14 protein-coding genes are annotated in these 14,778 nt (G+C 70.0%); 4 read left to right on the plus strand and 10 right to left on the minus strand.

Annotation, left to right across the window (positions count from 1 at the left end):
• Positions 1–27: 27 nt before the first annotated feature.
• Positions 28–573 carry a hypothetical protein gene (locus ABZS64_RS22145; RefSeq protein WP_355832163.1) on the plus strand — a complete coding sequence of 182 codons (546 nt, stop codon included), beginning with the start codon at positions 28–30 and terminating at the stop codon, positions 571–573.
• Here ABZS64_RS22145 and ABZS64_RS22150 read toward each other — a convergent pair.
• The 6 genes from ABZS64_RS22150 to ABZS64_RS22175 form a co-directional block, all read right to left on the minus strand.
• Positions 551–1,813: an SWIM zinc finger family protein gene (locus ABZS64_RS22150; protein ID WP_355832166.1), complete on the minus strand. Its 1,263-nt coding sequence runs from the start codon at positions 1,811–1,813 to the stop codon at positions 551–553. The genes ABZS64_RS22145 and ABZS64_RS22150 overlap by 23 nt on opposite strands.
• Entirely contained in the window at positions 1,810–4,737 is a 2,928-nt protein-coding gene (locus ABZS64_RS22155; protein WP_355832169.1) for a DEAD/DEAH box helicase, read from the minus strand. Before ABZS64_RS22155 ends, ABZS64_RS22150 begins: the two co-directional genes overlap by 4 nt.
• A 100-nt stretch (positions 4,738–4,837) precedes the next feature.
• On the minus strand, positions 4,838–5,815 hold the full coding sequence (locus tag ABZS64_RS22160; protein ID WP_355832171.1) for a slipin family protein: 978 nt from the start codon (positions 5,813–5,815) through the stop codon (positions 4,838–4,840).
• A 232-nt stretch (positions 5,816–6,047) separates the two neighbouring features.
• A complete protein-coding gene (locus tag ABZS64_RS22165) occupies positions 6,048–6,497 on the minus strand; it encodes a DoxX family protein (RefSeq protein WP_355832174.1) in 450 nt (149 codons plus the stop codon).
• A gap of 156 nt (positions 6,498–6,653) precedes the next feature.
• Positions 6,654–7,349, minus strand: coding sequence for a class I SAM-dependent methyltransferase (locus ABZS64_RS22170; protein ID WP_355832177.1), 696 nt, complete (start codon positions 7,347–7,349; stop codon positions 6,654–6,656).
• A gap of 47 nt (positions 7,350–7,396) precedes the next feature.
• Entirely contained in the window at positions 7,397–8,320 is a 924-nt protein-coding gene (locus tag ABZS64_RS22175; RefSeq protein ID WP_355832180.1) for an acyltransferase domain-containing protein, read from the minus strand.
• Between the two features lie 96 nt (positions 8,321–8,416).
• Here ABZS64_RS22175 and ABZS64_RS22180 point away from each other — a divergent pair, with 96 nt between their 5' ends.
• Positions 8,417–8,698: a DUF6343 family protein gene (locus tag ABZS64_RS22180; RefSeq protein WP_355832242.1), complete on the plus strand. Its 282-nt coding sequence runs from the start codon at positions 8,417–8,419 to the stop codon at positions 8,696–8,698.
• Between the two features lie 22 nt (positions 8,699–8,720).
• On the opposite strand, the gene ABZS64_RS22185 is transcribed toward ABZS64_RS22180, so the two are convergent.
• From ABZS64_RS22185 to ABZS64_RS22195, 3 genes are all read right to left on the minus strand, one after another.
• Complete coding sequence (locus ABZS64_RS22185; protein WP_355832182.1) at positions 8,721–9,089, minus strand: tetratricopeptide repeat protein; 369 nt, start codon at positions 9,087–9,089, stop codon at positions 8,721–8,723.
• Between the two features lie 102 nt (positions 9,090–9,191).
• Positions 9,192–9,809 carry a dephospho-CoA kinase gene (coaE, locus tag ABZS64_RS22190; protein WP_355832185.1) on the minus strand — a complete coding sequence of 206 codons (618 nt, stop codon included), beginning with the start codon at positions 9,807–9,809 and terminating at the stop codon, positions 9,192–9,194.
• Between the two features lie 23 nt (positions 9,810–9,832).
• Positions 9,833–10,771, minus strand: a complete 939-nt coding sequence (locus tag ABZS64_RS22195) for a PAC2 family protein (RefSeq protein WP_355832188.1) — start codon at positions 10,769–10,771, stop codon at positions 9,833–9,835.
• A 226-nt stretch (positions 10,772–10,997) separates the two neighbouring features.
• Here ABZS64_RS22195 and ABZS64_RS22200 point away from each other — a divergent pair, with 226 nt between their 5' ends.
• Complete coding sequence (locus tag ABZS64_RS22200) at positions 10,998–11,957, plus strand: right-handed parallel beta-helix repeat-containing protein (protein WP_355832191.1); 960 nt, start codon at positions 10,998–11,000, stop codon at positions 11,955–11,957.
• A gap of 87 nt (positions 11,958–12,044) precedes the next feature.
• On the opposite strand, the gene rpsA is transcribed toward ABZS64_RS22200, so the two are convergent.
• A complete protein-coding gene (gene rpsA, locus ABZS64_RS22205; RefSeq protein ID WP_355832194.1) occupies positions 12,045–13,553 on the minus strand; it encodes a 30S ribosomal protein S1 in 1,509 nt (502 codons plus the stop codon).
• A 365-nt stretch (positions 13,554–13,918) separates the two neighbouring features.
• On the opposite strand from rpsA, the gene ABZS64_RS22210 reads away from it, so the two are divergent.
• Positions 13,919–14,722, plus strand: a complete 804-nt coding sequence (locus ABZS64_RS22210; protein WP_355832245.1) for a class I SAM-dependent methyltransferase — start codon at positions 13,919–13,921, stop codon at positions 14,720–14,722.
• Positions 14,723–14,778: the final 56 nt, after the last annotated feature.

Genomic DNA, 14,778 nt, shown 5'->3' on the forward strand with positions numbered 1-14,778 from the left:
CGGCTCAGCAGTGGGAAGTTCTCCTCCATGACCGATCGCCCACTGCTCCTCCTCGACGTCGACGGCCCCCTCAATCCGTACGCGGCCCGCCTGCCGCGTCTGCGCGGCTACACGACCCACCGCCTGCACCCCGCGAACTGGCTCTCCCGCCAGACCCCCGGCTCCCGCCGCCACCGCCGCGGCCTGCGGGTCCGCCTCAACCCTGCCCACGGGGCGCGGCTGACGGACCTCCCCTTCGAACTGGCCTGGGCGACCACCTGGATGCACGAGGCCAACACCATGATCGCCCCGGGCGTCGGCCTGCCCTCCGACCTCCCGGTGATCGAGTGGCCGGAACTCTTCGCCAAGGACCCGGACGGGCTCTACTGGAAGACCCGGCCGCTGCTGGCCTGGGCGTCGGGCCGCCCGTTCGCCTGGGTCGACGACATGATCACGGACCTGGACACGGCCCATGTCGCGGCACACCACGACGCACCGGCGCTGCTGCTGCGGATCCACCCGGGGCGGGGGCTGCGGGAGGCGGACTTCGCGGCGCTGCGGGAGTGGGCGCTCACCTGCCGAACAGAGCGGTGAGTGCCCCCACCGGGTCGGCGTCCGGGGTGCCGCGGGGCCACCAGTCCTCGCGGTCCGCGTCCGACTCGTAGCCGTACCAGAGGCCGTCGCGGCCGAAACGGAGTTGGAGCGAGCGGGTGGAGAGGTGGTTGCGCCAGGGGCGGAAGTGCGGGAAGTCCGCGGCGATCAGGGCCGGGCGGGCGCGGTCGAAGGGGCCCGCGGGTGGGTCCCAGGGCTCTTCGAGTACGGAGAGGGCAGCGAGGCCGCCCTGCCGCCAGGCGGCCACCGCGCGGGCCAGGTCGGTGGGGGTGTGGTCGGTGGCGGCCGCCAGGTCGCGGTAGAGGGCACGGGTGGAGGCGGTCAGGCCCGAGCCGGGGTGGGCGGCGGCCAGCCGGACCGCGTCCTGCCACCGGGTGAGTTGGGCCGTGGGGTCGGAGCCGGTGATGAGGAGGCTGTGGGCGCGGGCGGCCGCCTCGGTGGCGAGAAGGTCCAGGGCGAGGGGGTCGGGCGCGCCCGGGGTTTGAGGGTAGGCCGGGGGGCGGCCCGGATGTGCGGGCGGGGCGAACGGGGGCGGCAGGGGCGGGAGCACTCGGGGGGCAGCGGCGTCGAGGGCCGGGACCGTCGGTACGGGGGTGCCGGACGCGGCGCCGGTGCGTTCGGCCGCGGACCGGGTCGCGTTGCGGTGCGAGAGGTCTGCGAGGATCTCGCGTTCGCCACGCCCCCGCATCAGGAAAAGCACGAACGGGTCCTCGTCGAGCAGCCGGGCCGTCTGGTAGCAGAGCGCGGCCGCGTGCTTGCAGGGGTAACCGTCGTCCGGGCAGGAGCAGTCGGGGATCAGGTCGCCGGGCGTGGGCAGCAGATCCGCCACCGTCGCCAGGGCGTGCGGCACATCCTTGTCGAGCAGCGCGGCGATGTGGTCGGGACGTGCTGCCGCCGCGGCCAGGAAGCCGTCCCAGTCGTCGTCGGTGAGCGTGCGCAGTCGGATCTCCGTGCGGTACGGGCGGGGTCTGCTGCCGTGGACGTACGCCATGACCCGGCCCGGCGTGACCGTGATCGCGTCGACATGGCCGCGGCCCGCATACGCACGGCCCCGGCTGAGCCGGGCGCGGTCCAGGGCCGTGTCCTCCAGGGCCTCCACCCATGCGTTGCCCCACCAGCTCGACGCGAACTCCTCGCCGTCCAGGGGCTGCAGGGCGGGGAACGTACGACGGCGGTCGTCGTGGCGGGTGTCGGCGAACCGGGCCGGGGTGCGCGGTGTCATGACTGCCTCCGCAGCGAGACGAGGTCGGCCAGCTCGCGGTCGGTCAGCTCGGTCAGTGCCGCCTCTCCGGAGCCAAGGACCGCATCGGCCAACGCCCGCTTGGACGCGAGCATTTCGGCGATGCGGTCCTCCACCGTGCCCTCCGCGATCAGCCGGTGAACCTGGACGGGCTGGGTCTGGCCGATGCGGTACGCACGGTCCGTCGCCTGCTCCTCGACCGCCGGATTCCACCAGCGGTCGAAGTGGACGACATGGCCCGCCCGGGTCAGATTCAGCCCGGTGCCGGCCGCCTTGAGCGACAGGATGAAGACCGGAACCTCGCCGGACTGGAAGCGGTCGACCATGCGCTCCCGCTCCGCCACCGGCGTTCCCCCGTGGAGGAGTTGGGACGGGATCGCCCGGGAGGAGAGATGCGCCGACAGGAGGCGGGCCATCGAGACGTACTGGGTGAAGACCAGGACCGAGCCGTCCTCGGACAGGATCGTCTCGAGGAGCTCGTCGAGGAGGGCGAGCTTGCCGGAGCGGCCTGCCAGCCGGGCCCTGTCCTCCTTGAGGAACTGCACGGGATGGTTGCAGATCTGCTTGAGCGCGGTGAGCAGCTTCATCACCAGGCCCCGCCGTGCGATGCCCTCCGCGCCCTCGATCGCCGCCATCGTCTCCCGCACGACCGCCTCGTACAGCGAAGCCTGCTCGCGGGTGAGCGCGACGGGATGATCGGACTCGGTCTTCGGCGGCAGCTCGGGCACGATGCCCGGATCGGATTTCTTGCGGCGCAGGAGGAAGGGGCGTACGAGACGGGACAGGCGCTCCACCGCGTCGTCGTCCTCGCCGTTCTCCACCAGGCGGGCGTGGCGGGAGCGGAAGGCCTTGAGCGGGCCGAGCAGCCCCGGGGTCGTCCAGTCCAGCAGGGCCCACAGCTCGGAGAGGTTGTTCTCCACGGGGGTGCCGGTCAGGGCGACCCTGGCGGGGGCCGGGATCGTGCGCAGGGCCTTGGCCGTCGCCGAGAACGGGTTCTTGACGTGCTGTGCCTCGTCGGCGACGACCATCCCCCAGGTGTGCGCCGCCAGTTGCTCCGCGCTCGTACGCATCGTGCCGTACGTGGTGAGGACGAAGCCGCCGTCGCGCCCCGGCAGGGCGCGGTCGGCGCCGTGGAAACGTCGCACGGGCACACCGGGGGCGAAGCGCTCGATCTCCCGCTGCCAGTTGCCGAGCAGCGAGGCCGGGCAGACGACCAGCGTGGGGGCCTCGCGGTCGCGGTGGAGATGGAGGGCGATCAGTGTGACCGTCTTGCCGAGACCCATGTCGTCCGCGAGACAGCCGCCGAGCCCCAGCGAGGTCATCAGGTCGAGCCAGGCCAGACCGCGCAGTTGGTAGTCGCGCAGGGTGGCGGCGAGGCCGGACGGGGGTGCGACGGGGGTGGAGGCCGCGACGAGCCGGTCGCGCAGGCTCGCCAGCGCGCCCGTCGGCACCGCCTCCACCGTCTCGCCGTCCACCTCGGCCGTGCCGGTCAGCGCCACGGCCAGCGCGTCGACGGGCTGCAGCAGTCCCAACTCCCGCTTGCGCGCCTTGCGTACGAGATCGGGGTCGACCACCACCCACTGGTCCCGCAGGCGCACGATCGGGCGGTGCGACTCCGCGAGCGTGTCCATCTCCTGCTCAGTCAGCGGATCGCCGTCGAGCGCCAGCTGCCAGTTGAACTTGAGGAGTTCCTCGCTGTCGAAGAACGGTGTGCCGTCCGTCGCCGAGCCGGGCGCCGGGCGCACGACAGCGGCGGCCGAGAGCGTACGCGCCAGCTCCTTGGGCCAGTGCACGGCCACCCCTGCCGCGGCCAGCCGCGCCGCCCCCGGTCCGAGCAGTTCGTACAGCTCGTCCTCGGTCAGCGGCAGCACATCGGGCACGTCCCGCTCCAGCACGCGGGCGAGCGGCGGCCAGACCCGGGCCGCGCGGCGCAGCGCAAGGACCGCGTCGATCCGGGCACGGGGCCCGAAGTGCTCGTCCCCGTCGCCCGCCCAGAGCCGGGCCGCGTCGATGACGAGCGTCGGATCGGCGAGGCTGTGCACCTGGACGAGGGCCGCACCGGCGGTGCGGTGCGCGCCGTCCTCCTCCGCGATGTCCGCCGCGTCCCCGGTGCCCGCCGTGTCTGTCGTGTCCGCCGTGTCGAAGAGCTCGAACGCGGACAGGTCGAGGCGGAGCGAGACCCGCACGCCCGCGTCCATGCCTGCGGCAGCCTCCGCCGCCCACTCCCGCGCCCCCGGCAAATGCTGGGGAGCCACGGCCGCGAAGGGCGCCCCCGCCGCATAGGCGGCCGCAGGCGTGCGCGGCAGGGTGTCTGCCACCGCATCGAAGAAGGACCGCACCAGTGCTTCGGGCTCGTGCAGCCGCAGCGGCTTCAGCCCGGGGACGGGAGCCGCATGCGCTTCGTACGGCATGGCGGCTGCGATGGCCCGCAGCTGGGCGATGTCGTCGGCGTCCAGGGGGCCCGAACGCCAGGCGTCATGATCGGTCGCGGTCAGCCCGGGCAGCAGCCTGCCGCGCGCCGCCAGATGAAGGGCGTGCAGGGCGGCGGCACCCCAGCAGGCCGCGGCCGGGTGCGCGCCCGGGTCATTGCGGGCACGGGCCAGCAGCGGCAGAGCCTCGGCGACGGGCAGCAGCACGGCAGGGACAGGACCGCTGCGGATGTCCGGGCCGTCGCCGTCGCGGCGTACGACGGTGAGCTCGTCGGTGGAGTCCTGGAGACGGTCGCCGTCGGGGTCCCAGAAGGCAACCCGGCCCTCGCGCGGCAACGCCGCCGGTACGAAGACCGCGGCGCAGGTACGCAGCGTCTCTCGCGGGTTCGGACGCGGATGCGGATTCAGAGTCGGATACGAATTCGGATACGAATTCGGATACGAATTCGGATACGAATTCGGCGTGCCGGACGTCATGGGTCACCTCCCTCCCGCAGGTCGTACGCAACGGCACCGAGGCACCGAAGCACTGATCTACGACCTTACGGCGGGGGTCTGACATTGGACGTCCGACGACTCAGGCCGCGGGCGGCAGCGGCAGCTCGACGGGCGGATCCACGGCCACCTCTTGCGCCGCCTCGGACGCCCTCTCGGCAGCCGACTCGGCCGACTCCACGGCCGGCGGCTCGGCGGACCCCGCCTCGACCTCGGCGGGCCGGGACTCGGCAGGCAGTTCCTCGGGCTGCGCCTGGGTGACCTGCGGTGGCTGCTGGGGCGCGGGCTGCTGCTGTGCGGGCTGCTGGGCACGCTCCAAGAAGCGCAGCAGCTCCACCGGGAACGGCAGCACCAGCGTGGAGTTCTTCTCCGCCGCCACGGCGACCACGGTCTGGAGCAGGCGGAGTTGGAGCGCGGCCGGCTGCTGGGACATCACCCCGGCCGCCTCGGCCAGCTTCTTGGACGCCTGCAGCTCCGCGTCGGCGTTGATGACCCGGGCCCGCCGCTCACGGTCGGCCTCGGCCTGCCGCGCCATCGACCGCTTCATGGCCTCGGGCAGGGACACGTCCTTGATCTCCACCCGGTCGATCTGCACGCCCCACCCCATGGCGGGACTGTCGATCATCAACTCCAGCCCCTGGTTGAGCTTTTCGCGGTTCGAGAGCAGATCGTCCAGATCGCTCTTGCCGATGATCGACCGCAGCGAGGTCTGCGCCATCTGCGAGACCGCGAACCGATAGTCCTCCACCTGCACGACCGCGTCGGCAGCGTCCACGACCTTGAAGTAGATCACCGCGTCGACACGCACCGTCACGTTGTCCCTGGTGATGCCGTCCTGCGCCGGCACCGGCATCGTCACGATCTGCATGTTGACCTTGTGCAGCCGGTCGACGATCGGAACGATCATGGTGAATCCCGGGCTGCGCACCTGGTCACGCAGTCGGCCGAGGCGGAAGACCACACCCCGTTCGTACTGCTTGACCACCTTGGCAGCCGCCATCGCGTACACGACGATGCCGGATGCGACCGCCACGCCCGCGACCACCAGCTCTTCGACCATCGGGGCACCCCCTACCGTCCGAGCCGGGTATTATTACCACGGTATGTCTGGTATACCCCCTGGGTCGAGTCTCTAGCCCTCGGCAGCAGCCCTCGGCCGTCCCTTGGCAGCAGCCCTCGGCCGGCTCTCGGGAGCCAGGCGCCCCGGGAACGGAGGAAGGCCGCACCCTGACGCGGGTGCGGCCTTTCCTGAGCCGGATTCCGGGCGGCGAGCAGGCGGCCACCCGTACCCCTTAGAGGCGCTTGCGGACAAGGGCGACGAGCTCCGCCGTGTGATTGCGGCGCACCCAGGCGATCCCGGCGAAGATGACGAAGAGAATGACGGGCGTGATCGCATACTGACCGTCGAACACGGTCACCTGGGTGATGAAGGCGCCGATCATCAGGCCCATGAAGGCGAGCGCCGACAGACCGGAGAGGATCGGGATCACCAGCGCGATCGCGCCGGCCAGCTCAAGACCGCCCGTCAGGTACATGAACCAGTCGCCGAAGCCGATCTTGTCGAAGGACTCTGCCGCCGAGGAGTGACCGATGAGCTTGGGCGTGGCGCTCGGGATCGCCATGAACAGCGCGAGCACGATCTGCAGCGTGCGCACCGCGAGGTGCGAGCGGCGGCTCAGGGTGGTTCCGGTAGCGGTGGCGGTGGCGGTGTTCGAGGTGGTGGCGGCGGTCGTGGCGGACATGATGGTCTCCTCCGGTAAGCGTTCCGTAGTGCTTTCGAGAGGTAGACGGCGAAGGGGCCCGGGACTCATCGCTCCACCGGGCCTCAATTCAAAAAACTTCAACTCCGCATGACCGACGACCACTTCGGCCAGGCCGACCGCCCCTCGATCGCCCCACTACCGGACAGGCCGCGCCCTCACCCACGTACCGTCGTCCGTCAGATACGCTTCCACAGCCAGCCCCGCCCGTCCGAGATGCCCCTCGAAGTCCTCCTTGGTCAGCGGCCGCGTCCGGAACGTCTGCGTCCAGCGGGCGTCCGGGAAGATGTACTCGGCGTGCACGGAGTTCACGCCGTCGCCGACCGGCTCCGATGACGCGATGCGCACCGTGTACCCGGCCGGATCCACCCGCTCGCGCGGCACTCTGGTGTGCCAGTCCAGGCCCTCACGCTGGATCAGTACGCAGCCGTCGTCCTTGACATGACGGCGGCAGGTCCGCAGCAGCCCGTCACGCACCTCGTTCTCACCGGTGTGCACCAGGTACGACGCGAGCATCACGACGTCGAAATCCTCGTCCAGCTCCAGCGTCTCGATCGGGCTGCGTACGGTACGCCGCGCGCCCTTGATCTGCGCCAGCATCTCCGGAGACTCGTCAACGGCCGTCACGGCGAAGCCGCGCTTCACGAGCGAGTGGGTCACCCGGCCCGCCCCGCTGCCCAGTTCGAGGATGCTCGCCCCCGTCGGAACGGCGGCTTCGATGATGTCCGGCTCGCTGCCCACGGCCAGCCGTGTGTACAGCTCGACGGCACAGCCGTCGGGTGTGATCGCTCCTGGTCCTGTCCCCTGGTGTCCCTCACGCATCTGTCCGCTCATGTCAGGCAGAACGAACGGCGCGTGGACGGCCGTTCCCTCGGAAGGGCTCAGATCTCCAACCAGCCGTGCCCGCAGTGCCAGTGACGGCCCGCCCGCAGATGGTCGCCGATCGCACGCTCCAGCGTGGTGCGCCTCGGCAGCGTGTCCGGCGGCAGCTCCGGGTCACCGAACACAAAACCGACCGCATCGCCGTCGTCGGCCTCCTTGATCTCGTACGCCGTACGGAAGCGGTCCTGGAAGCGGATGATGTTGGATTCCTCCGGCAGATACCCGGCGAGCTGCGGGTCGAGCAGCCAGGAGTGGCAGACGGCGATCCGGTACGGCTCCTCGGGGAAGTGGCGGGCGAAGAACTCCCGGCCGAGCGCCAGGGAACGGTCGCAGGCCTCGGGTGTGATCGGCCCGAGGAAGCCGGGGACATGCACATCCAGGGCGAAGTCCTCGGGCCCGAACGGCAGCCCGGCGGCCCGCACGGCCTCGCCGGTACGGCCGCCGAGCCGGGAACGCTGGAACTGCAGCCGCCCCAACTGGTAGATCTCGCCCCGGAAGTGCAGGGCCAGCCAGCCCGGTATCGAAAGACCGCCCACCCCCCGGCGTCTGCGGTGTACGGCCATATGGCGGCCGAGATCGGCGAGCGTGCGCCGGGAGATGTCGTCCGGCACGGAGCGCTCGCGGTGGTACGCCCGTACCTGCGGCAGCGCCGCGACCAGGACGTACACCGGGAAGAAACGGGCCAGCGCGCCCGAGTCCTCGGGCATCCGCGGCGGCTCCCCGCCACCGCCCGGCCTGCCCATGTCCTTGACCAGCCTCTGGACGCCCGCATCGAGGAGCCTGCGCAGCCCGGGGTCCGTGGTCACCCGCCCCCGCAGCGCCAGGAGTTCGTTGATGTCCTCGTGCGGCACCGCCAGATCCAGCAGGACCTCGGCCAGCTCGTCCGTCTCCGGCAGCTCCACCCACGCGCCTGCGCCTGTCACCGCCGGCTCCTACCCTCCGGGCCGGCCGAGCGGAAAGCGCCGGCCAGGGCGGCACCCGAAGCGGGTGCATCCTGGAAGGCAGGAGATGCGATGGCCATGCGCACTGGGAGTGAACCGACGACTGCACGCAGTCCCCTGCGGCTGCGGTTCTGGCTGAGTGTATGGGGGCTGATCTGGGCCGCCTCGGGCACGGCGATCTTCACCCTCGCGGACCACCCGGGCTGGGCAGCGGCCTGCGGTGTACTGCTGCTGATCGTCACGGTCGACCTTTTCATGGTCCTGCACCACATCCACCAGGGCCCGCACTGGCAGCCGGGCCGCGACATCCCGCCGTACGAACCGGACCATGGCAACCGCCGCCCGCGGCCGGGTCACTAGGCCCTGTCCGGGTCCAGCCCTGTCACGCCTCGCCGTCGAAGCGTGCCGCCTTCAGATACTCCGGCTTCGGGTCCAGCGCCGCCGCCAGGCGGAAGTGGCGCGTGGCCTGGTCCGGACGGCCTGCCCGCTCGAAGGTGCGGGCCAGTGCGAAGTGGGCGAAGGCATTGTCCGGCTCGCGTTCCAGAACCAGCTCGAACTCGAGCTCGGCCGGGCGCAGTTGGGCCGCGGCGAAGAAGGCGCGGGCGCGCAGCAGCCGGGCCGCCGTGTTCTCGGGGTGGGCAGCGATCACCGAGTCCAGCAACTTGACGGCGCCGCGCGGATCCCTCGCGGCAAGCAACTGCTCTGCCGCGCGGTAGTCGATGACGTGCGTCTCCGGATTGCTCTTGGGCACGGTCGCATCCTTCCCCTCGCTGCACGGTTCCAACACCGCCTCCGGCAGCGGTATTCCGATCAAAAGCCTGCACCACCGAGCGAGATGGAGGCTGACGGACGGCTAACGGGAGCCCGGCTCCGAGGCGACAGCCCGCTCCTTCAGCTCCGCCCAGACCTTCCGCACCTGCGGTTCCAGCTGCTCGAGTGGCCCGTCGTTGTCGATGACCAGATCGGCGATCTCTAGCCGCTGCTCGCGCGTGGCCTGCGCGGCCATCCGGGCACGCGCCTCGGACTCCGTCATTCCGCGCAGCCGCACCAGCCGGTCCAGCTGTGTGTCGGGCGACGCGTCGACGACGACCACCAGGTCGTAGAGCGGTGCCAGTTTGTTCTCGGCGAGCAGCGGTACGTCATGAACGACGACCGCGTCCGGCCCGGCCGCCGCCTCCAGCTCCATCGAACGCGCCCCGACCAGCGGGTGGACGATCGCGTTGAGCGTCGCCAGGCGGTCGGGGTCGGCGAAGACGATCGAGCCGAGTTTGGGCCGGTCCAGCGTGCCCTCGGGGGTGAGGATCTCCGGGCCGAAGGCCTCAACGACGGCCGCGAGCCCGGGTGTCCCGGGCTCCACAACCTCGCGGGCGATCTTGTCGGCGTCGATCAGCACGGCTCCGTACGACTCGAGGAGACGGGAGACTTCGCTCTTGCCGGCGCCGATTCCGCCGGTCAGGCCCACCTTCAGCATGGCCCGCAGCCTACGCGAGCGGGTCAGGAGTCACCCTCCCGCTCCGCGAGGAAGCGTTCGAATTCACGGCCGATCTCGTCCGCGGACGGCAGATCCACCGGCTCAGCGACCAGACTGCCCCTGGTCTCGGCGCCCGCCATCGCGTCGTACTGGTGCTCAAGGCCCTGGACCAGGGCCACCAACTCCTCGTCGCCCTCGCCGATCTGGCGCTCGATCTCGGTCTGGGTGCGGTGCGCTTCCGTACGCAGCGAATGCGCGACGCCCGGCAGAACGAGGCCCGTGGCCGCAGTGATCGCCTCCAGGGCGGTCAGCGCGGCGTCCGGATAGGACGAGCGGGCCACATAGTGCGGCACATGCGCGGCGACACCGAGGACGTCGTGCCCGGACTCCATCAGGCGGTACTCCACCAGCGACTCGGCGCTGCCCGGCACCTGCGCCTCGTCGAAGGGGCTGCGGTGACCCGGCATCAGGTCCGTGCGGTTGCCGTGCGGGGTGAGGCCGACGGGTCGGGTGTGCGGGACGCCCATCGGGATGCCGTGGAAGTTGACCGCAAGCCGCACTCCCAGCCGCTCGACGATCTGTCCGACAGCTGCGGCGAAGCGCTCCCACTCGACGTCCGGCTCGGGGCCCGACAGCAGCAGGAACGGAGCGCCCGTGGCGTCCTGGACGAGCCGGACTTCCAGGCTCGGCGTGTCGTACGCGGTCCACCGGTCGCGCTTGAAGGTCAGCAGCGGGCGGCGGGCACGGTAGTCCACCAGCCTGTCGTGATCGAAGCGGGCCACCACCTGGTGCGGCAGTGTCTCCAGCAGGTTGTCGACGATCTGCTCGCCGGTCTCTCCCGCGTCGATGTATCCGTCGAAGTGGTACAGCATGACCAGGCCGGCCGACTCCTGCGCGAGCGCCATGTCGACGACGGCGAGGCCCTTCGGCTCCCATTCGTACAAACCCTGCGGATCAAGCACGGTTACCGCTCCTCCTTGTGTTCGTAGAGAAGAACGCCTGGTGACGCACGGGCATTCCCGCCTCACGCGATGAACACATGGCGGGGGAGGCTCAGTTCACGGCGGCGGATCCCCGGCGAGTTGGTCCGGACCTTGACATGTCCCGGGCCCATCCCTACCGTCACGAGCAATTCAGGGTTCAGAAACTCGCCCATCGTTTATGTATGAGAACGGGAAGGCACCCCACATGCGTACCCGAAACCTGCTCCCTGCCCTGCTTGCCGGGGCTATCGCCACCGGCGGTCTGTCATTGCTCGCCGCACCGGCACGAGCCGCCACGGTCATCGATGTGACCACGGCCGCCCGACTGAAGTCAGCGCTCTCGGCCGCCCGCCCCGGCGACACGATCCAGCTCGCCGACGGCACCTACACCGGGAACTTCAAGACCACCGTGTCCGGCACCTCCGGCTCCCGCATCACCCTGACCGGCTCGTCCAAGGCGATCCTCACGGCCGGCGGCGGCTACGGCCTCCACCTCAACGGCGCCTCGTACTGGACCGTCAAGGGCATCACCGTCACCGGCGGCCAGAAGGGGATCATGATGGACACCGCGGACGGCGTCGTCATCGACTCCGTAACGGTGCACGGCCTGGACATGGAGGGCGTCCACTTCCGCAAGTCCAGCCGCAACGGCGTCATCAAGAACTCGCGGATCTACGACACCGGCAACGACGGCAGCGGCCTGGGCGAGGGCGTCTACGTCGGCTCGGCGGGCGGCACCTCCGACCAGAGCGACAACGCGCAGATACTGAACAACACCATCGGTCCGGACGTCGGTGGCGAGGCCGTCGACATCAAGGAAGGCACCACCGGAGCGAAGATCGTCGGCAACACCTTCGACGGCCGCGGGCTCACCGGCGCCAACTTCGACGACTCCTGGGTCGACGTGAAGGGCAACGACGCCCTCGTCGAGAACAACACCGGCAAGAACACCACGAACAACGGCTACGAGACCCACACCCAGCAGAGCGGCTGGGGCTGCGGCACCGTCTTCCGCGCCAACACGTCGGATCTGACCGGCGCGACCGGCTCCAAGCAGCTCGCCGTCAACGTCACCAACTACAGCGCGAGCTGCCCGACGACCGTCTACGCGAGCAACACGGTCACGGGCGGCAAGGGTCTGACGAACATCTCCGTCACGCCATGACGCAGTAAGCACGCCATAACGCAGTAAGGCCCGCTCCCCAGGGGGAGCGGGCCTTACTTTCAGCTATTCACCAGCTGGTGCAGAGCGTCAGCTCTGGCCGCCGGCCAGCTTCTCGCGCAGGGCAGCCAGGGCCTCGTCCGACGCCAGGGCGCCGGAGTTGTCGTCCGACTCCGAGGAGTACGAACCACCCGAGACACCAGCGGCGGCACCCGCACCGGCGGCCGGGGCAGCAGCACCCTCGGCGGCGGCGGCCTCGTCGGCCTCACGGGACTTGATGACCTGGGCCTGGTGCTGCTCGAAGCGCTGCTGCGCCTCGGCGTACTGACCCTCCCACGCCTCGCGCTGGGTCTCGAAGCCCTCGAGCCAGTCGTTGGTCTCCGGGTCGAAGCCCTCGGGGTAGATGTAGTTCCCCTGGTCGTCGTACGACGCGGCCATGCCGTAGAGGGTCGGGTCGAACTCGACCGAGGCCGGGTCGGCACCGAAGGACTCGTTGGCCTGCTTCAGCGAGAGGCTGATGCGACGACGCTCGAGGTCGATGTCGATGACCTTGACGAAGATCTCGTCGTTGACCTGGACGACCTGCTCCGGGATCTCCACGTGGCGCTCGGCCAGCTCGGAGATGTGGACCAGGCCCTCGATGCCCTCGTCGACGCGCACGAACGCACCGAACGGAACGAGCTTGGTGACCTTACCCGGGACGACCTGACCGATCTGGTGGGTCCGGGCGAACTGCTGCCACGGGTCTTCCTGCGTCGCCTTGAGCGACAGGGAGACGCGCTCGCGGTCCATGTCGACGTCGAGAACCTCGACGGTGACTTCCTGGCCGACCTCGACAACCTCGGAGGGGTGGTCGATGTGCTTCCAGGAGAGCTCGGAGACGTGGACGAGACCGTCGACGCCACCCAGGTCCACGAAGGCACCGAAGTTGACGATCGAGGAGACGACGCCGGAGCGGACCTGACCCTTCTGCAGGGTGGTGAGGAACGTCTGGCGAACCTCGGACTGGGTCTGCTCGAGCCAGGCGCGGCGGGACAGGACCACGTTGTTGCGGTTCTTGTCCAGCTCGATGATCTTCGCCTCGAGCTCCTTGCCCACGTAGGGCTGGAGGTCGCGGACACGGCGCATCTCGACGAGAGATGCCGGCAGGAAGCCACGGAGGCCGATGTCGAGGATGAGACCACCCTTGACAACCTCGATGACCGTACCGGTGACGATGCCGTCCTCTTCCTTGATCTTCTCGATGGTGCCCCAGGCGCGCTCGTACTGGGCACGCTTCTTCGAGAGGATCAGGCGGCCTTCCTTGTCCTCCTTCTGGAGAACCAGGGCCTCGATCTCGTCGCCGACCTTGACGACCTCGTTCGGGTCGACGTCGTGCTTGATCGAGAGCTCGCGGCTCGGGATAACACCTTCGGTCTTGTAACCGATGTCGAGCAGGACCTCGTCCCGGTCGACCTTCACGATGACGCCGTCGACGATGTCGCCGTCGTTGAAGTACTTGATCGTCTCGTCGATCGCGGCGAGGAAGGCTTCCTCGTTACCGATGTCGTTGACCGCTACCTGCGGAGTGGTGGCGGTGGTCTCGGTGCTGCTCGTCATGTGGGAAAAGGCTCCGGTACGGACAGTGAGTCGTAGGTACTGCTACGCCGAGAGCCCGTATCGCAGCTGCAGAAGCCGGACAGCCTAGGAAGCGCCGCCCAAGAGAAGGGGGCGCCTCGTGAACCGAGGGGACATACATACAGATGCGAGCGCAGCCTGCTCTGTCTGAAGCGCGCAGGCCCGCAGCGCAACTTGTAGCATACGGGCGCAGCCAGGCATGGTCAATGCGCGAAGGCGCACACCCGGGGCGGAACGCCCCATACCCGCACAACCAACCACGCGGCGGCAGCCGCATATTGGCGCCGCGCCGAGGCCACAATGGCCGCCATCGGCCGCGCTGAACGCAAACTACAACGACGGTGACGATGTTCCAAGATTTCGAGCCGGAAGCCACTCGCCGTATTGCCGGCGATTCGGAGAGCAGCCGCGCGAGCCGCGGCTGGTGGGACCGGAACGCCGATGAGTATCAGACCGAGCACGGGGCGTTCCTGGGCGACGACCGCTTTGTCTGGGGTCCGGAGGGGCTCGACGAGGCGGATGCCGCACTGCTGGGTCCCGCCGGGTCACTGAAGGGGCTCGACATCCTGGAGATCGGGGCGGGTGCCGCGCAGTGCTCGCGCTGGCTGGCCGCCCAGGGCGCGCGCCCGGTGGCCCTGGACCTCTCCCACCGCCAGCTCCAGCACGCGCTCCGGATCGGCGACGACGTACCGCTGGTCGAGGCGGACGCGGGGGCGCTGCCCTTTCGGGACGGCTCGTTCGATCTCGCGTGCTCGGCGTACGGGGCGGTGCCCTTCGTCGCGGACCCCGTTCAGGTCTTCCGTGAGGTACGGCGTGTCCTGCGGCCGGGCGGGCGCTGGGTCTTCTCGGTCACCCACCCGATCCGCTGGGCGTTTCCCGACGAGCCGGGGCCCGAGGGTCTGTCGGTGGCCGCCTCGTACTTCGACCGCACTCCCTATGTCGAGCAGGACGAACAGGGGCGTGCGGTGTATGTGGAGCACCACCGGACGATCGGCGACCGGGTGCGGGACGTGGTGGCGGGGGGCTTCCGGCTGGTGGATCTGGTCGAGCCGGAGTGGCCCGCATGGAACAGCCAGGAGTGGGGCGGCTGGTCCCCGCTGCGCGGGAATCTGATCCCCGGTACGGCGATCTTCGTCTGCGAGCGTGACTAGGCCCACAGCTCGCCCGCTCTGAGCATGTTCACATCAGCTCCGGGGAATGACTGACG

This window comes from Streptomyces sp. NPDC005408 (genome assembly GCF_040606445.1).
Classification (GTDB): domain Bacteria; phylum Actinomycetota; class Actinomycetes; order Streptomycetales; family Streptomycetaceae; genus Streptomyces.